Annotated in this window: 32 protein-coding genes; 21 read left to right on the top strand and 11 right to left on the bottom strand. The window is 33.7% G+C overall.

All coding sequences use genetic code 11. The features are described 5' to 3' along the window. The first annotated feature begins 85 nt into the window (after positions 1 to 85). From COD11_RS23290 to COD11_RS23310, 5 genes are all read left to right on the top strand, one after another. On the top strand, positions 86 to 1,315 hold the full coding sequence (locus COD11_RS23290; protein WP_098799298.1) for an MDR family MFS transporter: 1,230 nt from the start codon (positions 86 to 88) through the stop codon (positions 1,313 to 1,315). 57 nt (positions 1,316 to 1,372) lie between these two features. Further along, positions 1,373 to 1,576 carry a DUF6501 family protein gene (locus tag COD11_RS23295; RefSeq protein ID WP_098799299.1) on the top strand — a complete coding sequence of 68 codons (204 nt, stop codon included), beginning with the start codon at positions 1,373 to 1,375 and terminating at the stop codon, positions 1,574 to 1,576. A gap of 162 nt (positions 1,577 to 1,738) precedes the next feature. Next, positions 1,739 to 2,269, top strand: a complete 531-nt coding sequence (locus COD11_RS23300) for a helix-turn-helix domain-containing protein (RefSeq protein ID WP_231307697.1) — start codon at positions 1,739 to 1,741, stop codon at positions 2,267 to 2,269. A gap of 44 nt (positions 2,270 to 2,313) precedes the next feature. Next, complete coding sequence (locus COD11_RS23305) at positions 2,314 to 2,844, top strand: GNAT family N-acetyltransferase (protein WP_255301693.1); 531 nt, start codon at positions 2,314 to 2,316, stop codon at positions 2,842 to 2,844. A 155-nt stretch (positions 2,845 to 2,999) separates the two neighbouring features. Further along, on the top strand, positions 3,000 to 4,178 hold the full coding sequence (locus tag COD11_RS23310) for a DHH family phosphoesterase (protein WP_098799301.1): 1,179 nt from the start codon (positions 3,000 to 3,002) through the stop codon (positions 4,176 to 4,178). A 372-nt stretch (positions 4,179 to 4,550) separates the two neighbouring features. Here COD11_RS23310 and COD11_RS23315 read toward each other — a convergent pair whose 3' ends face one another. Next, positions 4,551 to 4,994: a cupredoxin domain-containing protein gene (locus COD11_RS23315; protein ID WP_098799302.1), complete on the bottom strand. Its 444-nt coding sequence runs from the start codon at positions 4,992 to 4,994 to the stop codon at positions 4,551 to 4,553. A gap of 172 nt (positions 4,995 to 5,166) precedes the next feature. Then, a complete protein-coding gene (locus COD11_RS23320) occupies positions 5,167 to 5,511 on the bottom strand; it encodes a YflT domain-containing protein (RefSeq protein WP_098799303.1) in 345 nt (114 codons plus the stop codon). Between the two features lie 439 nt (positions 5,512 to 5,950). Between COD11_RS23320 and proC the strand changes: the two genes are divergently transcribed. After that, positions 5,951 to 6,751 carry a pyrroline-5-carboxylate reductase gene (proC, locus tag COD11_RS23325; RefSeq protein WP_098799304.1) on the top strand — a complete coding sequence of 267 codons (801 nt, stop codon included), beginning with the start codon at positions 5,951 to 5,953 and terminating at the stop codon, positions 6,749 to 6,751. A gap of 75 nt (positions 6,752 to 6,826) precedes the next feature. On the opposite strand, the gene COD11_RS23330 is transcribed toward proC, so the two are convergent. The 4 genes from COD11_RS23330 to COD11_RS23345 all read right to left on the bottom strand — a co-directional run bounded on the left by COD11_RS23330 (position 6,827) and on the right by COD11_RS23345 (position 9,434). Continuing rightward, the gene (locus tag COD11_RS23330; protein ID WP_098799305.1) at positions 6,827 to 7,495 is read right to left on the bottom strand and encodes a serine/threonine protein kinase; all 669 of its coding nucleotides are present in this window, start codon (positions 7,493 to 7,495) and stop codon (positions 6,827 to 6,829) included. Positions 7,496 to 7,663: 168 nt separating this feature from the next. Further along, entirely contained in the window at positions 7,664 to 7,873 is a 210-nt protein-coding gene (locus COD11_RS23335) for a cold-inducible protein YdjO-related protein (RefSeq protein WP_098799306.1), read from the bottom strand. Positions 7,874 to 8,012: 139 nt separating this feature from the next. Further along, a complete protein-coding gene (locus COD11_RS23340) occupies positions 8,013 to 8,195 on the bottom strand; it encodes an H-type small acid-soluble spore protein (RefSeq protein WP_098799307.1) in 183 nt (60 codons plus the stop codon). 72 nt (positions 8,196 to 8,267) lie between these two features. Next, positions 8,268 to 9,434, bottom strand: coding sequence for a DUF418 domain-containing protein (locus tag COD11_RS23345; RefSeq protein WP_098799308.1), 1,167 nt, complete (start codon positions 9,432 to 9,434; stop codon positions 8,268 to 8,270). Between the two features lie 90 nt (positions 9,435 to 9,524). On the opposite strand from COD11_RS23345, the gene COD11_RS23350 reads away from it, so the two are divergent. The 11 genes from COD11_RS23350 (at position 9,525) to COD11_RS23395 (ending at position 19,477) form a co-directional block, all read left to right on the top strand. Continuing rightward, positions 9,525 to 10,154, top strand: coding sequence for a DUF421 domain-containing protein (locus tag COD11_RS23350; protein WP_098799309.1), 630 nt, complete (start codon positions 9,525 to 9,527; stop codon positions 10,152 to 10,154). A 398-nt stretch (positions 10,155 to 10,552) separates the two neighbouring features. Then, the gene (locus tag COD11_RS23355) at positions 10,553 to 11,119 is read left to right on the top strand and encodes a tetratricopeptide repeat protein (RefSeq protein ID WP_098799310.1); all 567 of its coding nucleotides are present in this window, start codon (positions 10,553 to 10,555) and stop codon (positions 11,117 to 11,119) included. A gap of 2 nt (positions 11,120 to 11,121) precedes the next feature. After that, positions 11,122 to 13,050 (top strand): tetratricopeptide repeat protein, encoded by a 1,929-nt coding sequence (locus tag COD11_RS23360; RefSeq protein ID WP_098799311.1) that lies wholly within the window; start codon positions 11,122 to 11,124, stop codon positions 13,048 to 13,050. Next, complete coding sequence (locus tag COD11_RS23365) at positions 13,047 to 14,381, top strand: phenylacetate--CoA ligase family protein (protein WP_098799312.1); 1,335 nt, start codon at positions 13,047 to 13,049, stop codon at positions 14,379 to 14,381. Before COD11_RS23360 ends, COD11_RS23365 begins: the two co-directional genes overlap by 4 nt. 11 nt (positions 14,382 to 14,392) lie before the next feature. Next, a complete protein-coding gene (locus COD11_RS23370; RefSeq protein ID WP_098799313.1) occupies positions 14,393 to 15,148 on the top strand; it encodes an amidohydrolase family protein in 756 nt (251 codons plus the stop codon). 13 nt (positions 15,149 to 15,161) lie between these two features. Then, positions 15,162 to 16,424, top strand: coding sequence for a phenylacetate--CoA ligase family protein (locus COD11_RS23375; RefSeq protein ID WP_098799314.1), 1,263 nt, complete (start codon positions 15,162 to 15,164; stop codon positions 16,422 to 16,424). 1 nt (position 16,425) lies between these two features. Next, positions 16,426 to 17,532: a 3-dehydroquinate synthase II domain-containing protein gene (locus COD11_RS23380; protein ID WP_098799315.1), complete on the top strand. Its 1,107-nt coding sequence runs from the start codon at positions 16,426 to 16,428 to the stop codon at positions 17,530 to 17,532. Between the two features lie 19 nt (positions 17,533 to 17,551). Beyond that, positions 17,552 to 18,316: a 2-amino-3,7-dideoxy-D-threo-hept-6-ulosonate synthase gene (locus COD11_RS23385; RefSeq protein ID WP_098799316.1), complete on the top strand. Its 765-nt coding sequence runs from the start codon at positions 17,552 to 17,554 to the stop codon at positions 18,314 to 18,316. An 8-nt stretch (positions 18,317 to 18,324) separates the two neighbouring features. Beyond that, on the top strand, positions 18,325 to 18,513 hold the full coding sequence (locus COD11_RS23390; RefSeq protein WP_098799317.1) for a hypothetical protein: 189 nt from the start codon (positions 18,325 to 18,327) through the stop codon (positions 18,511 to 18,513). Next, positions 18,506 to 18,646: a hypothetical protein gene (locus tag COD11_RS27115; RefSeq protein WP_176551220.1), complete on the top strand. Its 141-nt coding sequence runs from the start codon at positions 18,506 to 18,508 to the stop codon at positions 18,644 to 18,646. Before COD11_RS23390 ends, COD11_RS27115 begins: the two co-directional genes overlap by 8 nt. Before the next feature lie 207 nt (positions 18,647 to 18,853). Continuing rightward, positions 18,854 to 19,477: a CAP domain-containing protein gene (locus COD11_RS23395; RefSeq protein WP_098799318.1), complete on the top strand. Its 624-nt coding sequence runs from the start codon at positions 18,854 to 18,856 to the stop codon at positions 19,475 to 19,477. Between the two features lie 499 nt (positions 19,478 to 19,976). On the opposite strand, the gene COD11_RS23400 is transcribed toward COD11_RS23395, so the two are convergent. After that, positions 19,977 to 20,159 (bottom strand): hypothetical protein, encoded by a 183-nt coding sequence (locus COD11_RS23400; RefSeq protein ID WP_098799319.1) that lies wholly within the window; start codon positions 20,157 to 20,159, stop codon positions 19,977 to 19,979. A 124-nt stretch (positions 20,160 to 20,283) separates the two neighbouring features. Continuing rightward, on the bottom strand, positions 20,284 to 20,502 hold the full coding sequence (locus tag COD11_RS23405) for an alpha/beta-type small acid-soluble spore protein (RefSeq protein WP_098799320.1): 219 nt from the start codon (positions 20,500 to 20,502) through the stop codon (positions 20,284 to 20,286). A 263-nt stretch (positions 20,503 to 20,765) separates the two neighbouring features. Between COD11_RS23405 and COD11_RS23410 the strand changes: the two genes are divergently transcribed. Both COD11_RS23410 and COD11_RS23415 read left to right on the top strand, forming a co-directional pair. Then, on the top strand, positions 20,766 to 21,545 hold the full coding sequence (locus COD11_RS23410) for an alpha/beta fold hydrolase (RefSeq protein WP_098799321.1): 780 nt from the start codon (positions 20,766 to 20,768) through the stop codon (positions 21,543 to 21,545). A 143-nt stretch (positions 21,546 to 21,688) separates the two neighbouring features. After that, a complete protein-coding gene (locus tag COD11_RS23415; protein ID WP_098799322.1) occupies positions 21,689 to 22,735 on the top strand; it encodes an aldose epimerase family protein in 1,047 nt (348 codons plus the stop codon). A gap of 37 nt (positions 22,736 to 22,772) precedes the next feature. Here the strand turns inward: COD11_RS23415 and COD11_RS23420 are convergent, their stop codons facing one another. Then, entirely contained in the window at positions 22,773 to 22,964 is a 192-nt protein-coding gene (locus COD11_RS23420) for a hypothetical protein (protein ID WP_098799323.1), read from the bottom strand. Between the two features lie 165 nt (positions 22,965 to 23,129). Between COD11_RS23420 and COD11_RS23425 the strand changes: the two genes are divergently transcribed. After that, positions 23,130 to 23,432, top strand: coding sequence for a hypothetical protein (locus COD11_RS23425; protein ID WP_098799324.1), 303 nt, complete (start codon positions 23,130 to 23,132; stop codon positions 23,430 to 23,432). Positions 23,433 to 23,482: 50 nt separating this feature from the next. Here COD11_RS23425 and COD11_RS23430 read toward each other — a convergent pair whose 3' ends face one another. Beyond that, complete coding sequence (locus COD11_RS23430) at positions 23,483 to 24,262, bottom strand: hypothetical protein (protein ID WP_098799325.1); 780 nt, start codon at positions 24,260 to 24,262, stop codon at positions 23,483 to 23,485. A 213-nt stretch (positions 24,263 to 24,475) separates the two neighbouring features. Here COD11_RS23430 and COD11_RS23435 point away from each other — a divergent pair, with 213 nt between their 5' ends. Continuing rightward, positions 24,476 to 25,126 (top strand): hypothetical protein, encoded by a 651-nt coding sequence (locus tag COD11_RS23435; RefSeq protein WP_098799326.1) that lies wholly within the window; start codon positions 24,476 to 24,478, stop codon positions 25,124 to 25,126. A 63-nt stretch (positions 25,127 to 25,189) separates the two neighbouring features. On the opposite strand, the gene COD11_RS23440 is transcribed toward COD11_RS23435, so the two are convergent. After that, the coding region (locus COD11_RS23440; protein WP_176551221.1) for a 5'-nucleotidase C-terminal domain-containing protein at positions 25,190 to 25,843 on the bottom strand (654 nt) is incomplete at its 5' end.

Below are 25,843 nucleotides of genomic sequence, written 5' to 3' on the forward strand. Positions count from 1 at the left end.
CGATTTTATCTGTTTTTCTACTATTCTTTTTTCCATTATCAGGTATAATAAATTATTATTCTATTAGAAGATGGAAGGGAACAGAATGTGGAAACAGTTAAAAGATGTTAGTCCAGTTACAATGAATATTCTAATCGGTACTTTATTTGGACGTTTAGCAACATCGATGTGTATACCGTTTTTAGCCATTTACTTAACACAGGAAAAACATGTATCACCGTCGACAACAGGTGCTATCATCGCAATTAGCTCTCTAGTTGGCATTGCATCAAGCTTTTATGGTGGATATTTATCAGATTTATGGGGAAGAAAAAGAGTTCTGTTAATCTCTGTTTTTGCTTGGGGCCTCGTTTTTGTAGGATTTGCTTTTACTCATTCTATTGTAGGTTTTTTTATGATGAATGCGTTAAACGGTTTATGTCGTTCTGTTTTTGAACCAACTTCCAGGGCCATGCTTTCGGATTTAACGGTTGAAAAAAATCGTTTAGTAATCTTCAATCTTCGCTATACAGCAATAAATGTTGGTGTTACATTTGGACCGTTAATTGGACTTAAACTTGGGGCAGCTGCTAGCACAACTCCATTTATATTTGCGGGAATAACGTATTTTCTATATGGAATTGTTTTACTTTATACGTTGAGAAAATACAATGACAATGTAAACATAACGAATAATAATCTTGTTCAGTTAAAAGATGCAGTCCAAATTGTCCGTAAAGATCATATTTTTTTATATAGTCTTGTTGGACTTGTATTATGTATTACAGGATATTCTCAATTTAGCTCAACATTGCCACAATACTTTTCAAGCTCGGAGTTATTCAAAAATGGAGCTGAATTATTTTCATATTTACTAACTTTAAATGCAATTACAGTTATTGTTTTGCAATTTCCGTTAATAAAAATTGGGAAAAAATATTCCCCACTTGTTTCAATTATGATTGGGAATGTTGTCATTTGCTTAGGACTTTTCGGCTTTGCATTTAGTCAAGAATTGCCACTATTAATTTTAATGATGATCATTTTTACAATTGGTGAAATCTTGATGTTCTCTATGACAGATTTACTTATCGATCAGCTTGCTAAGCCTGATTTAAAGGGAACATATTTTGGTGCTATGGGTTTTACACAACTTGGAAATGTCATCGGCCCATGGATCGGCGGTATTTTATTAGAGCAATTTGGCGCGAACAAACCATTATATCTTTTTGGTACACTAGTGATGATTACAATTATCGCTTTACCAATCTTACTATATGTAAAATATGAAATGAAAAAGAAAAGTGTGGCTGTTAAGGTTGCCATTCCACAATAATTGGCTTTTTAACTATTTTCGGATAAAATAAAAGAAGAAATTAGAGAGGTGATAGATATGATTCATAAAACATGGCAAAATTCTAAAGAAATTAAGAAAGTAAAATGTATTCATACGAATGCTGAAAAATATATGGTAGATCGAGCTTTAACAGCAGGAAAAGAGTATGATGTACAAAATGAAACAGAGGAATTTTTCTTTGTTATTGACAATACCGGTAAAGTCGGTGGATATTACAAAGACTATTTTGAAGTGATTTAATAATTCGTTAAGGAGTGACGGGAAACTGTCATTCTTTTTTATTTTCTTAGAAATACCTATTGATAACCTATATTATTTGACATGAACTATATTATTATTATAATTGATAATGATAACCATTGTGTTACAAATGTTATTTTTATATTAGGAGGGGTGACCTCAGTGGATTCAAAAGCGAAACTAATCCTTCATCCAGTAAGAATGAAAATTGTTCAAACCTTAATAGGAAACAAAGAGTATACTGTTCAGCAAATTGCAACAAGATTAACAGATGTACCACAAGCAACATTATATCGACATCTAAATAAATTATTAGAGGCTGAAGTTTTAAAAGTTGTAAAGGAAAACCAAATAAGAGGTACGGTCGAAAAAATCTATGCCTTAAATGAACATGAGGTATCTAATGAGAGAGATTTAACAAAAATATCTAAAGATGAACATTTAAACTTATTTTTAACCTTTATGACTCATCTACTTGGACAGTATGAAAGTTATTTAAACCAAGAAAATATTGATCTAATAAAAGATGGAGTAAGTTATCGGCAAGCTATGGTGTACTTAACAGATCAAGAATTTCAAGAATTTATGCAAGAACTTTCACAAGTGTACAAAAAAGTAATAGATAATGAACCATCAAATGATCGAAAAGCTCGACATCTGTCGACAATTTTTATTCCGGAAGCAAAAAAGTAGTTTTTGTCTGTCTATTTTTATTCTATAATAAGAAGAAATGTTATATGACGAAAGGAAAGACAGATATGAGTGAACAGAATCTTAGAATAAGAGATGCAAATCTGGATGATCTCCCAAAGATCGTTGAAATATATAACAGCTCTATTCCAGGGCAGCTTGCAACAGCTGATTTACAAGAGGTGACTGTAGAGAGCAGATTAAAGTGGTTTCATGAACATAACGCACACCAACGACCATTATGGGTGTTAGAAGAGGGTGGCACTATAGTTGGCTGGCTAAGCTTTCAATCTTTTTATGGGAGACCGGCTTATGATGCAACAGCAGAAGTAAGTATTTATCTTGATCCTTCCGCTCACGGAAAAGGCTACGCTCGTGTTTTAATGGAACGTGCTATAGCTCAAAGTCCTGAGCTGGGATTAAAAACGTTACTAGCATTTGTATTTGGTCACAATTCACCTAGTATTAAGCTTTTTGAAAACTACAATTTTGAAAGATGGGCGCACTTACCGAGGATTGCAAACATGGATGGTGTAGAACGAGATTTAGTTATTCTCGGTAAAAGAGTATGTGAATAAAAAAAAGAGGAAACATTGGGCCAATCAGGTTCATTGTATCCTCTTTTTGTTTTAAAAATAGGTAAAAATTTAAAATAGATTGAATAGATCAATCATTAAAACAAATACTGACATATATTGAAAGAAACTAAACATGTTGAGGTAGAAGGTGGATTATGCAAAAGATATTATTATCACATAATGATTTAGATGGGGTAAGTTGTGGCATTCTAGCTAAATTTGCGTTCAAGGAAAATGTTGAGGTACATTATCATTCTGTTAATAGTCTAGATTATCATGTTGAACAATTGCTTGATCAGCAGGACTTAGATAAGGAAGTATACATAACTGATTTATCTGTTAATAAAGAAAATGAGGCAAAGTTAGAAAAGTTTTATAAAAATGGGGGGCAGATAAGATTAATTGATCATCATAAAACAGCTCTTCATTGTAACCAGTATGAGTGGGGGATCGTGAAGGTAGAAGAAAAAGAAGGAAAGCTGGCTTCTGCTACATCACTTCTTTATTCCTACTTAGTTGAGAACAACATTATATCGTCTCAACCAATTTTGGATGAGTATGTTGAACTAGTACGTCAATATGATACGTGGGAATGGGAAAAGAATGAGAATATTCAAGCTAAAAGGTTAAATGATCTTCTATATATGCAATCAATAGAAGAGTTTGAAGCAAGCATGTTAGATAGATTGTTAACATTTGATCATTTTACATTTAGTGAGTTTGAAGAGAAAATTCTCGATATCGAAGAAAAGAAAACAGACCGTTACATTAGGCGTAAAAAAAGGGAGTTAGTGCAATCGTTTTTAGGTGATGTATGTATAGGGATTGTTCATGCTGAATCTTATCATTCTGAATTAGGAAATGAATTAGGAAAGGAACATCCCCACCTTGATTGTATTTCAATATTAAATATGGGAAATAAAAAGATTAGTTTTCGAACAATACATGATCATACTGATGTTTCTGAGATTGCCTCAAGATATGGTGGTGGAGGACATGCAAAAGCAGCTGGGTGTTCCTTAACAATCGATGCTTATAAAGAATTTATTGAAAAACCTTTTTCAATAAAGCCATTACGCACAGATTTCATTCACAATAAAATGAACCTGAAAAATCATTGTTCGCATTTCGAAAATGCTGAAAAGGATAAATTCTTGCTTTACAAAAATAAAGAAGATGTATGGAATATAGAAAAAAATCATAAATTACTTTCAAATCAATTCTCAAGCTATGAAGAAGCAGAGCGCTTTGTTAAAAGAACTTATTCTGTTCATTTATCAAAAGATGAGAAGCTCGTTCAATATTTATTAGATTCTTATGAGCGATCTAAGTAAGATAACAAAATAAACAAAAAGCAAAGCATAATTTGCTTTGCTTTTTTTATACAGAAAACGGAAAAAAATGCTCTTTTCCTCTTATGATTAACGATTAACTTGAACAAAATTCAGTTTATGCACTAGATTCAAGCGTTGATACCTCGGAATGGTGGACTAGTATGATATCATCAATCTCAGATTCGAGTTTTTTAAGCTCTACGTATCCACTGGTGTATGTATAAAATATTTCATATAATTCCTCTTTATAGATGACAATCTTCAAAACTACTCACCCTTGCCTTTCTTCTTTGATAGATATCTAATACCCGCTTGTCTAAATAAATAAACTAGGTATTAATGCCTATTTTTGACTAAGGATTGATAAAGTGTTTAATCTACAACAATGTATGCAATCATTGGAACTTGTTGACCATCATGAGAGTGCGTATCACAAATAAGACGATAAGTTCCTTGTTCCTTGAAATGAAGTGGAATAACTGTCTCCTCTCCTTTTTTAACAGTACCTTTGATATCAGTACCTTCTATATAAAAAGGATGTTCCTCACCGTTCACACCAATAATACTTAATGTAACATCTTTATCTTGTGGAATAACAATTGTACCTGGATCCCAACGATAAGCTTCAATTTTCTTACCATCTGATGTTGTTGTTGTGAATTCTCCGGTTACCATGTTTATAACAATGTTCGTATCTTTTTCAGCGCTATTTTGAAATGTTGGCACAACATCATTCGAGAAGTAATACAAGCTACCCATGACAATTGCGACAAAAAGAAAAAACAACCAGCTCTTGCGAATAAAAATAAACCGCATCATATCCCCCCTAAGCATGTCTCAATTTAACTATATGACTTTAGAAAGGAGAACTTGTCTAATTTGTACAAAAAGTTTATAGATAATCGGTAGGTGAGGGTAGTTTGAAAGTAATGAGGGTAATGTAAGGGGAAAGGGAGTTCTAATATTCTAGAGCTCCCTTTCATTTACATTATACTAAATGATATTGTTCAGCATTTGTTACAATTAATAAAGCTTTTCCTTCATCAAGTTTTTCTTCATATGTTTGTGCTTCATCTTCTGAAAAGCCTATTTCATATAATTGATTTCGGAGTTCGTCACCTTTTTTACTAAAAAAGTTTTCAACAGCTTGATTTAAACCTGTTTCCTCAATACCAATCACATTTGTTTCTGCTTTATCAGAAATTCTTTCTGTTCGTTCGTCATCATGTGTTAACACATAAAGGTCATTAGCTTGTACACCTTTATTTTTAAGATTATTTACAGCTTGCTCCAGATTGTCTTCATTTTGGAATTCTTCAATATAAGGTTTCATATACTAACTTCCTCCTTTAAAATGTTATAGTATTCTATTACACAAAATACGATGTATTAAACATAAAATGCATGTTACTAGTTAAGTTAGTAGTATTCTACTAACTTTTTATATTGTGATTAAAGAAAGAAAATTTCGGGTATATCATCTTCTTAAATTTTCCTCTTTTCTTATTGTTAGCATTATGTTATATTTATCTAGCGATGAGCTGAATTGTGTAAGTCGAAAAACATGCCGGAAGGCTAAATGCACGATGTGGCGTGCAGTTTTTCGCCTCAATACGCAGGAGACGTCTTTATAGGCGTCTCTTTTTATTATGTGAAAAGTCATTAAGTACCAATATATTATTGTCGTGACCTCTTAGAATTAACAGTTTGACTTGAAGAATTTCCCGAAATAACATATCGTGATAGGAAATATGAGAAGAAAGAGGTACAGGATGAATAATTCGATACTATTTATTGGTGCAGGTAGAATGGCAGAGGCAATCATATCTGGGCTATACCAAAAAAGCGATGAACAAATAAGTCATATCTATGTTTCGAACAGATCAAATCCAGAGAGACTAACTGAATTAGCTAAAAAGTATAAAGCTAATGCAATACATGATATTGAAAAGATTATTAAAAGAGTAGATGTTATTGTTTTGGCTATGCCGCCAGGTGAACATAGAGATATTCTGAAGAGAATAGGTCCTTACATAACCAATCAGTTTATTGTAACAGTAGCAGCAGGAATCGGACCTGCCTTCTTAGAGGATAACCTTCCAACTAACACTCCTGTTGGATGGATAATGCCAAATACGGCAGCTACAATTGGTCATTCCATTTCACTTTATACATATGGAAAGTTTGTTACAGATAAACATAAGAAACAAATGGAAATGCTAGTGAATTCCATCGGAGCATCACAATATTGCACTGAACAACAAATTCATGATTTAACTGCCGTTACGGGGAGTGCACCGGCTTTTGTTTATCTTTTCGTTGAAACACTAATAGAGTTTACTGAAATGATGGGGGTATCATCTGAAGTGGCTGAGAAATTAGTAAACGAAATGGTAATTGGATCTGCAGAGATGCTTAAAGGAAATCTTTCTGCGCGGGAACTAAGGGAACAAGTAACAACACCAGGAGGTGCGACAGCAGAAGGGATCAAGGTGTTACAAAATGGTCGGTTTACTCAACTTGTTCAACAGGCTGTTATTGCAACGAATAAAAAAGCAAAGGGAGAAGAATAACAAAAGGGCACGCAGAACCATTAACAGCGTGCCTTTCTTATGGATGATTATAATTAACCCCAGAGATGGTTACTATTAGTTAGATCTATTTTTATTACTATATAATTCTTGTTTTCTTCTAAAGCCGGTTACTAGTAAGTAAAATTGATAGCTTTTACGAATTTTTTCTAGTAGCCAATGAGGGAAAGGGATACGAATGTTTTTAAATAATGGTAGATAGATTAAATAGTAACCCCTTTTAAAGTGCTTCCACTTTGGGCAGGAATAGGTTTTTAGAAAGTCGGATACATCAACTATATATCCTTTACCATCTTTCATTGTAATATTCTTTCCATGTATATCAGTAGGATTTAATCCTTTTGATTTAGCAAAATGTATGGCTTTATCTACATCTTCAATGACAGTTTTTGGTATAAATGTTCCTGTATTAAAGGCTTGGTAAAGCGTAATTCCTTCTAATTTTTTAAGAACTAGATATCTTTCTCCATACTCATATAATCTTGAATATGCATTGTGTTCTCCAAGTTTTTTATAAACCATGATTTCTTCTGTAATCCCTTCACGGTTTTCAGCATAAACCTTTACTACTTTTCCGTCTAAAGAAGGATGAGTAAATACAGCTGCAAAATTACCTTTACCAATTAGTTTCCATCCGTTCGGTATGTTTTTTACAATAACGGGATCGAATGGATCTTTACTGTATACAAAAATATGCTTCATAAGTTGCTCATCAATCCAAGACATTTTACACCTCAGTTACCTTCATTGTTTTCTCACAATTTTCACTGTGGAAAACCTTCCTAAAAAACAATGCACTACATATTGCATGATTCGGCCTGAAATAAATAAAAATAAAATTCCATGTGAATACATGGAATTTTATTTTGAACAGTATTACTGTTGTGTATGAAATTATTCCTTTTTGTGGCTTACAGCGGAAAAATTCTCTAGAACAGGTAATGTGCGTTCTCCTTCAATCATTGCGTGTCCACAAAGAGGACAATCAGGCTCTTCGTTTGATTTAAAATTATCACGCATCCAACCATTACAATCTTCTGAACCACAAGTCCAAATTTTTAAGCTTACCTCTGGTGGTTTTTCAACTTGTTGTTGAAATCTCATATCAACACATCCTTTAGTAAGGAGATTTAGTACTAAGTACATTATACACATTTTTTCTAACAATATGTATAAATGTTAACAAATTCCTATGTTATTACCTTATTTCAAGCCTGATTAGCTTTATTTAATAACCTTCGTATTACTCTACTTCTTTTAGTTCTGCAACACTTACCTGTGAACGTTCTTCAAGTGGTCCTCTTAAATGACAAGTAACCATTCCTTGCTCTTCATGCAATTCATCAATCCAAACAGAACTACCATTATACATAACTTTAATATCAGCAGATGAAGATAAGATTTGTTTTACTCGATTCATATCCAATTGTATAACCTCCTAAAAATTTATCAACATTTTATTTTTACCTGTTTTATTCGCTGTTATACAATTTGGAAATTATTTTTGGATTTTTAACTTGTGTGATTCTCTGTTAATGAAAAAAGGACTTATTTTTTGATAAGTAAAGCTGCGCCAAATCCATTCTAATGGACCATAGTAGAAGTAAGATAACCATATATAACTAATTCCAAGCTGTATGACAAAGAGAGCTAAACTGATTAACAACCCTTCAGTAAGAGTTAGGGTGTTATACATGTGAAAAAAACGAAAAAAGGAAATGACCATTATGGATTGAGCTAAATAATTGGTCAGTGACATTCTCCCAACATATTGGAAGGGAGAAAGAATCTTCTTGAAAATAGTCCGACTACTAAGCAAATAGATCGCCGTGATATAAAAAACAGCAAGAAAAAGACCACTCAAGCTAGTAAGAAAATAGGTAATACTGTCGTCATCTAAGTTTGTGAGTATAGCTAGTCCATTCAAACATACTGTAATCAAGCTTAAAAATAAACTAATTTTCCACCAATTATTTATACGAACTATATTTCTATGGTTTCTCTCATATAGCTTCTCTTTTCCTGCGAACAAACCTAATAAAAACCAACCTAATACAGGAATCATGACAATTGGTAGCTGTTGAAGTATCGGCAATACTTCAATGTTAAAGCGAAACAATACCCACTCAAAATAAGGAGCTTCCTTATACATTTGAATATACTCTAATGCGATTTTACTTTGGCTCGCTGTTGGAATCGTAGAAGCAGAAACAAATATAGACGCGAAAAGAAATAAATGGTAAGCAAATAATAAGCTTATACTCCACATTGCAACCTTTTTGCTCGAAAGCTTATGGAAGAATAGGAGAAACACACTTGTTATCGCGTAAACATGTAAAATGTCACCATACCAAATAAAGATAAGGTGAATTATTCCGATCAAAAATAGAAAAAGTGTTCTTGAAACAAAGTTGGAAAGAGTTGATTTAATCATAAAAAGATAAAAACTCAATCCAAATAAAAAGGAAAAAATGGGGTAAAATTTCATTTGAATAAACAATTGCAAAAAGTAATAAAGTCCTTGATCAAAATCATCTTTATAAGAAGTTTTGCTAAACATCGTATCGATGAACTCTGGAGATTGAAAGCTCTTCATATTAACGAGAAGTATTCCAAACAATGCAAGGCCTCGAATTGAATCAATAAATTTGAATCTGTTTGTCATTCATTTCTATCCTTTCTTTCCTAAAAAGCATAAAATAAGGGAATTTACAAAAAATAATAGTAACTAATGATAAAGGTGGTTTTATTAACCATGGATTTGGATTTGATTTGGAAAAGCGTCATTATTGTGATTGGTGGGACAATCCTCTTAAGAATAGCAGGAAGAAAGTCAATCTCGCAAATGACATTAGCTCAAGTAGTGATTATGATTGGAATTGGATCTTTACTTGTTCAACCGTTAGTTGGAAAAAATGTATGGACAACATTAGTGGTTGGTTTAACCCTTGTCCTAACGCTTGTAGTAGTGGAATTTACTCAAATAAAATCTGATAAGCTTGAAAAGTTCATTTCAGGAAAAGCCAAAATCTTAATTAAAGATGGAAAGCTGCAAGAAGGCCAATTAAAAAAGCTTCGTCTTTCAGTTGACTTACTGGAAATGAAGCTAAGACAATCAAATGTTAATAAGATGGAAGATATTAAATATGCAACATTAGAACCAAATGGTCAAATTGGTTTTGAATTAAAAGAGAATAAAAAGCCAGCAACAAAAGAAGATATAAATATGATCTTACAGGAAATTCAGCAAATAAAGCAATCAATGGGGGTCATTCCATTAGACCTTAATATGCAGCAAAATCAACCATCAACACAGAATACGACTTTATTTACTGAAATAACAAAAGGTAAACACAGCCCAACACCTCCTAGTCATCTCCAATAAACTAGCTTTATCGTTCTTTTTTAACTGTCAGATAAAATCTGATGGTTTTTTATGTTTAAATTTGCATAAATGATTTATATTTTGTGCGATATAGAATTTTGTTCTTTGTTCTAATAGGATTAGCCTTTTCTTTAATTGACCTCTTATGAGAATACTTAAGCTCATAAAGCACATTTTTAAAATTCTTCTTTAAATAGGTTTAATAGTCTATACAACAATAAGAAAATCAAGAATTAGTTAAATGATATCGCTTACATTGTGGACTCTATCATCAAATATCTTCTTTTCCATTAATGTCTATCACCATACTTTATCACTCACATAAGTTGTAAATGTACTCAAGAAGATTGAGTGAGATAGATTTACGAACATGTATTGGTTAAAAGGAGGTGGAAGGATTGACTTATCAAAAAGGTGATTGGGAAAAAGACTTTGAAGAGGCAGTTAAACTTCACCAAAAGGCAATCGATGGAGATCAACAAGCAGCAAAAAAAGCTTATGATATTTTGAAAAAAATAAAGCTTCAAGCTATGAATTATAGCATTGTTGAAGCATATTTTGGGAGTTCATCTGCCCTAATAGCAAGAGATCACCCTGATTTAATTGAAAAAATGAACTTAGCAAAAAGAGGATTAAAAGCTCTCGATAAGGCAGTAAAGGCAGAACCAAATCACACAGAAATAAGAATACTACGCGCAAACGTTGCTTATAGATTGCCAGAAATGTATTTTAAGCGAACAAAAACAGCTATCGAAGATTTTCAGTTTTTAATTAGTGATTATGAAAAAAAGAAAACTGATATTTCAAAAGACCAATACTGTGAGTTTCTATTAAATCTAGGTAGTTCATATCAAACAATCGGTGATTCTGAAAATGCCGAGAATACTTGGGAGAAACTACTAAAAATAAATAGCGGAAAATATAAAAAGCTTGTTGAACAGGCTAGGAAAACAGGGGGTGAATAAACTTGAGTTTCAAAAAAAGAGAAGATTTATTGGAATCATTAATGAAAACAAATCCCTTTATGAATAAAGCAAAAAAAGTAATTAATAAAAAAGTTGCTCAGTATACCCAGCCAAAACCAAACAATACTGAAACAACAACTGCTAAAACTTGGAATCACCAAGTGAAAGAACAAACTACACCTACTCATGTTCCAACAAAAATTAAAAAAGAAGAAGATTTGTCGAATAAAACTAGTAAAAACCCTGTTCAAACTCAGTCATCTTTAGAAGAAGCTATTAAGGATCATGATGCAGGTATTAAGGGCAATAAACTAGCTGTAAAGAAAGCTTATTCATCACTAAAAGAGTTATCTAAAAAGCAGCCAAAAAATCTGGAAATAAAAGCTTACTATGGAAGTGCCACAACTCTTCTAGCTAGAGATGCAAATAGTGTAACAGACAAAATGAAATATGCATTAGAAGGTTTAAAACAACTAGACGAAGTAGTTGAAACATCTCCTGATCTTATTCTAGCAAGATTTTTAAGAGGGAATGTGTGCTATCGTCTACCTGAATTATATTTTCAACGAACATCTACTGCAATTGAGGATTTTTCTTACTTGGTAACTGCATTTGAAGTGGACTCATCAATTCTATCAGAAGCTGAGTATACAGAAGTATTAAAAAACTTAGTTGAAGCTTGTAAACGAACAAATCAACTAGAAAAAGCTACAAATTACCAGGAAAAATTAAAAGCACTTAAACATGGTGGACATTTTAATGAAGCTGAAGATAAAGCTAAACCGGTGGACAATAATTATGAAGTTTCTAATGAAGGGCTCACTGATGAAGCAATGGAATATTATAAAAAAGCATTATATGGTGATGCTGATGATGTGAAAGAAGCTCTTAATTTCTTTGATGTTTTTGTGTTAACCAATCCTTCACCAGAGGTAGAGATGATTTATATTGACCTTCAGTCTATGCAAGGTCGTGATTCTATTAACACGTACGAAATGTTCGGTTCAGCTATTAAGTCTATGAAGGCAATGGATAGCTTAATCAATGAACATCCGTCTTTGCATGAGTTACGTGCAATTCGTTCGAGGCACTGCTTGCGTTTACCGGAACTTTTCTTTAGAAGAGCTGCGATCGCTGTAAGTGATATAGAAACATTATTAAAAGCTGAAGATTATCTTAAAGAAGCGGGAGCAGACACACATCATCAACTACTATTTGATCTAGGTTTTGCATATGAAAAGCTAGATATGCTTGATGCTGCACATGAGACATGGAATAAGCTATTAAAGCTCAGACCTTCTAAAGATATAAAAGAGAGAGTTCAAGAGAAATTAAACATTCACTCTTATAAGGAAATTGATCTTCGGACCCTTTCTACTGTAACAAAAGAAAAGCTATATGAAGCAGCAAAAGAAATGCATCACTTAGGTGCAAAAGGTAGTAAGGCTGCAGCTAAACAAAGCTTAGAAGCATGGGAAAAAGCAAAAGATGCTTTTCCGGATTGTGAAATTGCTAAAACCTATTATGCAGCATCTGTTGCGTTAAAGGGCAAATTTGCAAGTGATCCACAAGAAATGTTTGGTGAAACAATTAAAGGCTTAAAACTATTAAAATCTTGCATTAAATCTGATGACCCAGAATTAAAATATTTGCGAGGCTGTATTTATATGTGTTTACCGGAAGGATTTTTCCATACTAGCGACAAGGCAGCTAAAGATTTTAAATCGGTTAAATCAGCATATGAAAACAATCGCGAAAATGCTCCAATTACAAAAGAGCAGTATTTAAAACTGTTGTATGATTTAGGGCATTTATACAAAAAAACTAGTTTCATAGACAAAGCAATGAAAACTTGGAAAACTCTTATGAAAGAAGATCCTCATTCAGAGTATGCTCGTCGAATTGCACATCAGGTAGGTGAAGAAGAATGAGCTCATTATTTGAGAAAAAAATCAAAAAGGTAAGAATGCCTTTAACGATTAAGCGATTTTTCAATGGCACCACTCATCCTGATCAAATGTCACAGCAACAGATTGACTCTTATCATTTAGAATCGTTAAAGCATATTGTTAAAAACGCATATGAAAAAAATGAGTTTTACAGACAAAAGTTAGATGAAGTGAATATGAAGCCGAATGATATTAAATCAGTAAGTGATTTAAGTAAGTTACCTTTCTTAACGAAAGATGAACTGCGCGGCAAACCCTATATTTTATTAACGGTAGATAAAAAAGATATTGCACTTGTTCAGGTTTCTACTGGTACAACGGGTGGAGAAGAGATTTATATGATGTATACGTGGAATGATTATTATTTACATGATCTTGCTCCACGCTATCCAAAGCTTTTTGAAGTAGATCCTGGCGATGTTTGCTTAAATGCCTTGCCATATGAAATGAGTGCAGCAGGTTTAGCTTTTCATAAAACATTTATGGAAGGTTGTGAAGCAACGGTTATCCCTGCTGGTAAAGGTGGAGCTTATTCAACACCTAAGAAAACATTGAAAATGATAAAAGATTTACAGCCTAATGTTGTTATTACAACGCCTTCATGGGCAATGTTGCTTGCAGAAGAAGCGGAAGAACAACAATTTGACTTGAAGAGCTTGCAATTAAAGAAATTATGGATCACAGGTGAAGGATGTTCACCTGCATTCCGTGAGCGTCTTGAAGAGCTTTGGGGAGCTACAGCTAATTTCTTTTATGGCAGCCTTGAATGTGGAGTGTTAGGTATTGAGTGCGACAGTCATGACGGCTATCATTTAGCTCAAGCACATGCAATTGTTGAGATTGTGGATCCGAAAACAGGTGAATCACTTGATGAAGGGGAGATTGGTGAAATTGTCGTAACAAGTGCTCTTCGTTATGATACACCAATTTTGCGCTTCCGAACTGGAGACATAGGCTATATTGAGTCTGAAACATGTTCTTGTGGTGTTACGATGCCTAAGTTCTATTTACGAGGAAGAGTTGTTGATCAAATCAAATATAACGGAACATCACTTTCACCATTTTATTTAGAAGAGTTCTTAATGCGTGAACCTGAAATTGGTAACTGGTTTGAATTTGTTTTAGCAAAAGAAGAAGATAATGAAGCAATCCACGTAAGATGCGAACTTGCTGAAGGTGTTGAAGCATCAAATCATCTAGCAGATTCATTAGAAAGTAAATTGGAGTTTGCATCTGGAATTCCATTTAAACTTGAGTTCGTTGATAAACTTCCAAGACCACAAGGTAAAACAGTACGTGTTGTTTATGAATAGAGGTGAAAAAATTGATTATTGATGCACATGCACATTTGTCTGACACTGAATACGGAAATACAGAGATGTATTTAAAAGTAATAAAGGAAGCAGGGATCGACCAAGGGGTGGCAGTACCTGGTGCGATGCTTGATGTTCGTAAAATGACTGAATATATTACAGGTAGAGCAAAGCCGGATAATCCTGTTCCTGACAATGAATATGTAGAAAAGGCTATTAAAGCAAATCAAAACATTCAAGGTTTTATCTGCATTAATCCTCACGACAAGGATGTTAACAAACAGCTGGAAAAAGGAAAAAAACAAGGATTTAAAGGTTTAAAGCTATCGCCTTTATCACACCAATTTTCCTTTGCCTCAAAAGGCATTACAAGTTTAGCTGATCTTTGTGGTGATTATGGTTTCCCGGTCTACTCTCATGTTGTTTATAGTCCTGGTGCTTCTACAGCAAAGTTTATTCAGCTTGCTAAACAATTTCCTAAAACGAATTTTATTATCGGACATATGGGATTTGGTCCTGCTGATCAGGAAGCGTTAGAGGCCGCAAAAAATTTATCGAATTTTTATTTAGAAACATCAACAGGTAATTTTCTTCACATCCAAGAAACAGTTAAGAAAGTTGGATCATCAAAAGTAATATTTGGATCAGAATATCCGTTATCACATCCTGGAATAGAGCTTGAAAAAATTATAAAGCTTCAAATAACAGATCGTGAACGTGAAGAAATCCTATCTCAAAACATTAAACATCTTTTACAGATGAAATAAGGGTGTGTTTAAGATGAACACACAAAATAAGATTGCTGCTTTGAATGAAGTACTAAACTATGCAAAAACATCACCATTTTACTCTACTCGAATTCAAAATCTACCACTACATTCACTAGAAGACATAAAAAATATACCATTCACAACAAAATCTGATTTAAGAGAGCAATCACCTTTTGGTCTTTTGCCAGCTTCTTCGAGTTCTTTGTCACAATACCATGAGTCTTCTGGAACAACAGGTACTCCAGTATCAGTATGGTATAACGAAAAAGATCTTGATGAAATTACGAGCGGTATCGCAACATGTGGTGCTTCTTTTAACGAAAGTGATATTGTTCTAATCCGATTTCCTTATGCACTTTCAACGATTTCACACTTTGTTCATCGTGCCGTGCAAAGGCAAGGTGGTTGTGTTGTACCTGCTGATAGTCGAACAACAATTACACCAATGTCAAAAGTCATTGATTTAGTAAAAAGGTTAAATGTAACGGTACTAGCATGTATTTCTTTACAAGCAATCATGCTTGCTGAGGTAGCAGAAATGCTTGGACTAAATCCGAAAAAGGATTTCCCTTCATTGAGAGCTATTTGTACTGCTGGTGAACCATTAACACCGTTTCGAAGAAAATTAATAGAGGAAATATGGGGTGTACCTGTTTTTGATAATTATGGAATGACAGAAGTAGGTACAACAATGGTTGATTGCTCATCACAACAATTACATGTATTTGAAGATTATTTTCATGTCGAAGTTCTCGCAGATGATTTAAAAACAGAGGTAAAAGCTGGTGAAATTGGAAATTTAGTCTTAACAACTCTTCGCAAACGGGCAACACCGATGATCCGATATGTAACTGGAGATCTAGTGCAAGTAGTAGAACATCCTTGTTCCTGCGGTAGAAATCGTTCTTTTATTATTAGAGGCAGAAAAGAAAATCTAATTACAATTGATAGTATGTCTTTTGATATGCATGAATTAGAGAAAATGATCACAATTTTACCAGCAAGGCGTTTTTGGTCAGCGGGTAAAATCAACTCTCATCTCTATATTTTTATCGAAAAAGAATCAAAAGATGATCGGATCTTAAGCAGTTATATTGATCAACTGAATGAAAAATACAGAGTTGCCATTTCTATTATTCTCTTAGATAAAGGAACATTATATGACAGATCAGATGATTTATCTTTTGGCATGAAAGCAAAGCCACACTACTTTTTAACAACTCAAGAAACAGAAAATTTATTAAAAATGAGCAGATTGGAAGGAGCTAATTAATATGCAACAAAAAGCTAGGCAAGTTTGGTATGACGGTAGAGGAGTTTCAGTTGAGAATATGGATGTTTGGGAGTTAATTAATCATTCTCCTATTGATAAGGTATTGGTTTCACTTCAACAACGTCAAGATGGATATTTTCCTCAAAAAATGACATTCATTACAGAAGTTAGCAGCAGTGAAGAATTAGAGCAAGTACCAGCAGAAGATGTCATTTTTTCTGATAGCCAAGAAGTATTAGCAGATGCGAAAAAACGTGGTCATCAAACATGTATTTTCTACTCAGTTGATAATCGTGAAATGTTAGAACGTTGTTCAAGAGAAGCAAGTGAATATGATTTTGCTGCAGTAGATTTTGATTTACCAACAAACATTCCACTTGAATTAATTATTGCTAGATTAGAAGAAAGTAACACCGTATTATTACGTGCTGTTAACACGGCAATTGATACAGAAATTGCATATGGAACGCTTGAAAAGGGTAGTGACGGTGTTTTATTCGCGACAACAAATGTTGATGAAGTAAAACGATTAACTGCATTTATGTCAAAACAATCGTTACCGAAATTAGACTTACATCCAATGGTTGTTACGGATGTTGTGCATGCTGGTATGGGTGTTCGTGCTTGTATCGATACAACTGGTATCATGACACAAGATGAAGGAATGATTATTGGTTCTACTTCAGGTGGAGGGGTATTTGTTTGCTCTGAAACACATTATTTACCATATATGAACTTAAGACCATTTCGTGTTAATGCAGGTGCAGTTCATTCTTATGTATGGCAGCCTGAAGATGCAGCGGAGTATTTAAGTGATCTTAAAGCTGGAGATAAAGTTCTTTGTGTGAATACAAAAGGTGAAACACGCGTATTAACAGTTGGTCGTATTAAAACTGAAGTTCGTCCAATGTTGTTAATCAAAGGGAAAGTAGGAGAGCGTGAACTGAATGTTGTTGTACAGGATGACTGGCACATCCGTATTATGAGTGCAGACGGCAAGCCTCGTAATGCTTCAACAATTAAGCCAGGTGATGAATTATTGTCTTATATTTGTGAGCCAGGACGTCACGTTGGAGTAAAAGTTAGCGAAACAATTATTGAAAGATAGAAAAATTGGAGGAATTTGTATGTCCGGTAAAGAAATTCGCCTGAAAAAATTATATCATCATTCCGATAAGTTACTAATTGTTCCGATGGATCATGGTATTACGATAGGTCCTGTAACTGGTTTAACGGAAATCAATTCAACAGTGAATGCCGTATTTGACGGAGGAGCGGATGCTGTTGTTGTGCATAAAGGACTTGTTCGCTATTTAACAGATGCATTAGGCTCCAATAAAGGTGAACTAATTATTCATTTATCTGCTTCAACTGCGTTAGCTCCAGAATCTCAAAGTATGCGAAAAGAGCTTGTATCCTCTGTAGAGCACTCGATTCGTTTAGGGGCTACTGCAATTTCAACTCATGTGAATCTTGGATCTCAATTTGAGGCGGAACAGATCAAGGATGTGGGTTTAATCGCTGAAGAATGTGACAAATGGGGAATGCCACTGCTAGCGATGATGTATGTACGTGACGGTTCAAAAGCGCATGAATTTGATCCTGAACGTATTCGTCATGCTGCCCGTGTAGCAGAAGAGCTCGGGGCAGACATTGTAAAAGTAAATTACAGTGGTTCACCGGAAACCTTCAGGCAGGTTGTTTCTGGTGTGAAAATCCCTGTTCTTATTGCAGGGGGAGAGAGATTAGGTTCAAATGATGATTTATTGACAATGATCGACGATGCTGTAAGTGCTGGTGCAAATGGAATTTCAATTGGGCGAAATATTTTCCAAGATGAAAATCCTGAGAAGCTGTGTGCAAACATTCGCTCAATTTTAAATCAATCATGAGGTGAGATATGGATAATCAAAAAATGAATGAAGCCATTGGAAGTTTATCATCTAAAATTGCTGATTTAAAAAAAGAAGGAGCAAGTGGCCAAGAGATCCAAGCTGCCGTATTTGAAATGCTACAAGGATTAGGCCTAAACATTCCACTTGATAAAATTACTCAAAATATGAATGGTGGCAATAAGAACAATGAATAAACATGAAGTAAAAGAAGTTGTTCAAGAGTTTAAGCAACAAATTAATGCTGCTCTTGAAGGGGAAAACCAGTCAGAAGACATTAAAGCTGCTGTCTATGAAATGCTAAAAGCTCTAAACGTTCAATTACCATAGAAATATGAATGTTTGTCAATAAAATCATCACATTCCTGAGGTTGGCTGTTTTATATGCCAGCCTCTTTTTCATTTTTGTTATAAAACGTTATTGAATAATTCCGGTAATCCTCATAATTTTGTGAAAGTTTAATGAATGATTTTCAAGATCTTAGCCAAACTATAGTGGTGGAAAAATTAAACTAGATTAAATTGGAGGAAGACATGATGCTAAAAAAACTAGTACTTGCAACTTTTGTTTTTTTATTAGCGATGCCGGCCGTGTCACATGGACAAATTAAAACATTTAAAGAACCACCATTTGAATTTTACAAAGTTTCTCCTGGCGATACTTTTTGGTACATAGCTCAAAGATATGGCTTAGATTATAAAAAACTAATGGAACTAAATCCAAATGTTGAGCCAAGAAACATGCATGTTGGTGAAGTTATTCGCTTAAAACCGTCTGCAGGAAGCGTAAGTAACTTCCAAGATCAAGTTGTCCAACTGGTAAATCAGGAGCGAGCTAAAGCTGGTTTAAAGCCATTAACACATCGAGCTGATGTGAAAAATGTAGCTCAAAAGAAAGCAGAAGATATGATTAATTCTAATTATTTCTCTCACACAAGTCCTAACTATGGATCACCTTTTGATATGTTAAAAACATTTGGCATTAGTTATTCATATGCTGGAGAAAACATAGCAAAAGGTCAAAAAACACCTCAGGAAGTAATGAATGCATGGATGAATTCTTCAGGACATCGAGCAAATATTTTAAAACCTGAATTTGATGCAATAGGTGTTGGCTTCTATCACGGAGCATGGGTACAAATGTTTATTAAAGGAAGATAAGGTAGAAAAACAGGGTCACTTTATAAATGATTCTGTTTTGAAGTACAAAATACGAATGAATATTGCTTTCGTGAAAAATTTAGCAAAGAAAAATGCTTGGAGACATATATGCTCCAAGCATTTTTTTAACCAAGATAAGCACTAGGTTAAGCGATTTCCAAACCCTCAAGAATGACCAGTAAATAAAATAAACGGAGAAATTTCTCTTAATGAGGAAAAAGCACGTAAAATAGAATAAATAGACGGAAAGATTCCGCCTATTTATGCGAAAAAGATGAAAATGGACCATTTTACGTTGCTTAAAAGCGGAAAAATTCCACTTATATCCACAAAACGAGTTCTATCTTTCAAAATAACTGGAAAAACTCCGCTTATTTAACGATCCGGTTACTCAAGAAAGTCTGCTTTTTATTGCTCAGAAGACCTTATCACCCACACCCTGGCAGTTAACGATCATTTTTAAGCACTTACGTTACTTTATTTACCCTGTTTTTTTGAATTATTTATTTTCTTTATCAAATACGTCTCTACCTACTGCTCCAACAGATTCATCTGTATTTGTTCTAGAATTAATTTCTTCATCGTTTTTATAAATACCATGTGATGGTTGTGTAGATCCTAAGTATTTTGCCTTATGTTTTGCTTCAGTTTTGATAAATTCATCAAAGTTTTCATTAACCATCATATCAACTCCCTTTTAGTTTTTGTTTCTTCTTTAGATTAACCATATGTACCTTTTTCATGACAATTTTTCAGGAATAGAAAGGGCACCATCGAAATGGTGCCCTATCCCCATCTATATTCAATTAAAATTGTTTACGTGTTTCGCCGCCTAGGTGTTGTTCAGCAAATGATACTAAGCGTTTTGTGATTTCTCCACCAACAGATCCATTTGCACGAGATGTTGTTTCGCCACCAAGATCTACACCGAATTCGTTTGCGATTTCGTATTTCATTTGGTCGATCGCTTGAGAAGCACCAGGTACTACTAATTGGTTAGAATTGTTGTTACTGTTGCTTGCCATGATAATCCATCTCCTTTTATAAATGTATTGTTTGGTGGGTTAGGTTGGAATTGCACCAATCCATTAACCATCTAGGTTAACCCCTGATAAATGAAGAAGATGTACTGCTTTGTTGCCTTGCTGTATCGTTGTTGATATTTAATATTGCACGATAAACAATATTTATTCTTTTTTATTGAAAGAAATTTTTTCCAATCCTGATGGGTAACAAATTAAGAATGTGGAATAATACGACAAGACGGCTATAAATAGGAGGGAATACAGTGCCAACTGTTCAATTGAATGAGAATAAAATAATTGCGTATGATGATTTTGGACAAGGAACACCGGTCCTTTTTATACATCCACCTGGGATGGGGCGGCATGTGTTCTATTACCAAAGGAAACTTAGTGAAAAAATGAGAATCATTGCTCCTGACTTATCAGGGCATGGAGATAGCTCACGGATAAAATCAAGTGAAGTTTCAATTCGTCATTATAGTGAAGAGCTTATCGAACTATTAAATAAGCTGAATCTTGAAGAGGTTGTTATTTGTGGTTATTCTGCCGGTGGAGTAATTGCACAAAATTTATGTATATCATATCCAAATCGGGTAAGTGGACTTATTTTATTTGGTGGATATCCAGCAGTTATAAATACAGCATTTCAGTGGGAACACAAGGCAGGCATGTACATGGTTAAACACCATCAAAAACTTTTAGGTCAATTGTTAGCTGTAAGTCATACAAAAAACAAAAAATTGAGGGAATTGCTTATTCAGCATATGGAGAAATGTCAACCTGGTGCTTGGTATAAATACTATCAAGTTGTATTAAGGAGCAATTTAATAAATGATATTCATAAAATTAACGTTCCTATTCTTTTGATGTATGGAACGAGGTCTGATTTAATTAATAAATATTTATCTTATTTTAAAAAAAGAACGAATAACCTTAGAGTTGTTTTTTTTAAACGAACAAACCATCAAGTGCCAACGAAAAGATGGAAATCTGCAAATAGAGAGATTTCATCATTTATTGCCACACTGAACAAAAATAAGTAATATTTGGTCTTGATTAAGAAAATTTACTTTTTTAGCAGGAATCGACTAATAAATGATTAATTATTTAGATAAAGATGTATGAACAAGTTGTGTTATTATATCTTTATGGGAAAACAATAAAGTGTATTAAGGGAGAGAGAAAGATGAATATAACTAAAAATACTTTTGGGGAGCTTAATAGCGAAAACGTATACAGCTATTCTCTAGAAAATGATCATGGCATGAAAGTGACATGTATAACATTAGGCTGTATTATTACTGATATCATTGTACCTGATAAAAATGGAAACTATGAAAACGTTGTCTTAGGTTTTGATGATATTGACAGCTATTTAAATGATTCACCATATTTTGGAACAATCGTTGGTCGTGTTGCTGGTAGAATCGGCAATGCTGAATTTGAGTTAGATGGTAAACAATATTCGTTACCGAAAAATGAAAATAATAACCATCTACATGGTGGACCAGAGGCATTTGACAGAAAACTGTGGGCTGCAAATGAATTTCAGCATGACGGAGAAGTTGGAGTTGAGTTTTCTTATTGTAGTCCAGATGGTGAAAATGGATACCCTGGAAACTTGACCGTACATGTAACGTACGTCCTAACAAATAATAATGAGATGAAGATTTCATACAGTGCTACATCAGACAAGAAGACTTTAGTTAACCTCACAAATCATACATATTTCAATTTAAGTGGAAATCTAAAAGATGATATCTTATCACATAAACTGCAACTAAAGAGCAATCAATTTCTTGAACTAGGTGAAAACTTACTACCAACAGGCGAATTTCTTGAAGTGGATAACACTCCATTTGACTTCAGAAATAGTAAAGCTATAAAAGAAGCGATTGCGGGAAATCATCAACAAATACAAATAGCGGGCAAAGGTGTGGATCATCCATTTTTATTAAACGATCATCATAATGAAGAAATCACTTTAGTTGAAGAACAGAGTGGGAGAAAATTAACAGTGGAAACTGATGAACAAAGTGTTGTTATATATACAAGTAATATGATGGACGATTCCTTTGAAATAAGAGGAACTCAAGCAAGAAAATATCTAGGTATTTGCTTAGAAACACAAGGGCTGCCTGATTCTATAAACTTCCCGCATTTTTCTCCGTGCGTCTTAGATGTTAATGAGGAGTACAAAACGTCTACAACGTATTCTTTTTCAGTACTATAATGATTAACAAGAAGAAGACCGNNCGGTCTTCTTCTTGTTAATCGCCATAAGGATATGGAACATGTATGCTGTCAATTGTACCGGGTTCATCTTGAATCGTATTTAATGATTCCACATATTCTTTTAACTCTTTTTTCATTTCATCTGGTGCACCCTCTTTTAAGTGCCAATTTCCAGGTTCATCTACAAAAAATTCACTCTTTACAAAACTAGGATACTTTTTTGACATGATTTCCCTCCATAAATCGATTCACATGATTATTTTTTCCTTTTTGGGTGATGACAACTCATAATTTTGAAAAATGATCTTGAGTTTCCATTTCTTTAAATGGAATATTTTCACTAGCTACTAAGCAAACTATGATATATGACAATTTGTGAAGGGACAGATACGATGATTTTTTACGCATGTGTAAAATATGATGAACATCATCCAGATACTTATAAAGGGATTGAAGTAACAACACTTGGTTCGAGTGATGTTATTGCTAACTTTGAATCTTATGACCCACTTCAGGATTACCATAACTTTGTTAGTTGGTCAGAAGGTGTAGGGCAGGATAACGTTGGATTTTGTGATAGCTTGAAGCATTTTGCAAAGGACTATGAAAGTGTTTCAGATGACGCCTCACAGGAAATGATGAGTATGATATATGGCGAACATTCAGACTGTGAGAATGGAGTAAATTACTATTAAAAAACTGATTTCATGTAAGGTGTTACCCCTACATGAAATCAGTTTTTTTGTTATTTATTTAGCGTTGTTTCTTTCTGTTTTCTTTCAGTATCCGCTGTTTTTTTTGGAATGGTGTGTGTTTTGGTAAAGAATTGATTAATAAATCCTGTTACACTGCGGTAATTTTCTTCAATCTTGTCAATAACATAACTAATTCGTTCGAATAGTGTTGCTTTTAAACTATCTACTTCACGTGAAGTCTTTAGACTGATTGCTTCTTGCTGTTCAAGTTTTTGTAGTATCGTTTTGTGGAATGCTTCCTGAATTTCAACTGTTTTTAAAATTTGTTCGTTAATCTCATTTTGTTCAGCCAATTTATTATTAAGGTTATCATGGTTTTCACTAAATTTCTCCAGTCTAATTGATAAGTTTTGAACCGCGGTATCCTGAATGGTTAATTGATCAACAATTGCTTGATTAAGCAGACCTTCATCTTCATACTTTTTTAACAACTCTTGATTAAACATTTCGATTGATTCAAATCTTTCCAGTAAAACTTTATAGGCTTCCTCCTGCTTATGGATGTTATCAAGCAGTGGAGTTGTTCTTTCTTCCTGATTTTCTATTTTTTTTGATAATTGGTCAAAATGTTGCTGTTGCTCAGCCTTTGTTTCAAGAACAAGTGTATTTACTTGTGTTGAAGCATTTCTCAATTGTGAATTTATGTTTTGTTGAGTTTGAATAAATTCGTGTAAATAGTTTCTGCGATAAGAGTCTTGGTTTGATGTAGCCTTAACTTCTGCTGAATGTTTATATAGTAAAGGATGTTGATCGTTTTTTATATAAACCAAAAAACTCACTCCTTTCTGTCAGTCTAATAGATGATGTTAACATCATATGCCGGTACCCAGCTTTATGATCTATATACTTTAAACTTTTTCGTTAAGTTGACTGCGTGTATGCTTGTGAGAGCTTCTTATTTACCTAAAAATAAAAAAATAGGAAAATTTTCAAAAAAGTAGGGAATAGTAAAATAGAAATCAGAGTAAAAGGTGGGGTAAAAAATGAGTATGGAATGGTTTGATCGAGTTAGTAGTGAATTACAGGACCATTTGGAGTCGATTTGTGAAAAATATGACCAAGAAGGACATATGTCAATTGATCGCGGAGCAAAGCATCCTAGAATTGAATTTTTCGTAGAAACAGAGGATGAAGATCGTGATTATTTCTGTACGTTGTTTTTTGATCCTCACAACGAAGAATTTTATATTGAAACGTTCGATCTTGAGTACGAGCAAACATCTAGAGCAATATTAGGAGATATTGAAGATATTGTAGATGCTGTGCATGAAAGCTTCCATCTTTATATGAATGATGATGACTTCGATGATGTTGTATACTTAGATGACGAATATGAAGATGATGAATATGAAGATGATGAGGATTCAGACATATTCGAAGAAATTGATGTTGAGTGGGAAACACCAGAAGTTACAGCCTTTATGTATGAAGATGAAGTGGAAGTTACTTATCAATTTGGAGTTGTCCAGGAAACTGGTGATGGAGTTCTTCGTCGAATAAACCGTATTAAAACTGACGATGATGATATGATAAAAGATGAAACTAATTTTATCTTTAGTAAAGAAGAAGCAAGTACAATTATTGCGATGATAGCAAGTCATATGGACTCGTTATCGGAGTTTGATTTGGAATAAATACAGCGAAACTCCCCTTTAAAAGGGGGGTATTTTTGATTGGAAAAATGTCTCTTTAAGATTCTATCTTTTTGTTAAGTAGTCAATAAAAACATCCCGAATAGTTTCACCAGTAAAAATAACTTCTCCTGCTTTAAAAGCTGAAAAACCATCCCCTCCATAAGCAAGGTAATCACTTGTTACAACAGTATATATTTTATCTGGTTCTATATCTTCTCCTAGAGAATCTTTTAGCTCAATTATTTTATTATTTATGTGAGTCTTTTGATAACTAATACCATTAGATTGTAAGAGATTCTCTTTTTCGTAAGTCCATTGTTGATTTAGTATGTTTATCATTTGTTGTCCAGTTACTTGCATTTTTACTAATTTGTGATTAAAAGGTAATGATCTATAAATATCTTCAAGTGTAATATTTCCTTTATTTAATGAAAACCTAATACCTCCGTGATGCAGAAATGCAATGTCACTATTTGTTTTTTCTAGCATCGCCGAAACAATCATGCTCCCAAGTGCTGATTGTCCTTTTGAATTCTTTTTTCTAGAAAGATCACGAGGGATAGATGAAATGATTTCTTTTGTTTGTCTAGAAAGCTTTTTCTCGTAATGAGTCAACATGTTTACTACCGTCTGGTCTGGGTTAATAAGAGAATGGAAGGTTAAATGAATGTCAGCTTCTTTGTTAACAATCTGACCGTTATCTACAGTATATAAAGA

The organism is Bacillus sp. AFS040349, from assembly GCF_002577655.1.
GTDB lineage: Bacteria > Bacillota > Bacilli > Bacillales > Bacillaceae > Metabacillus.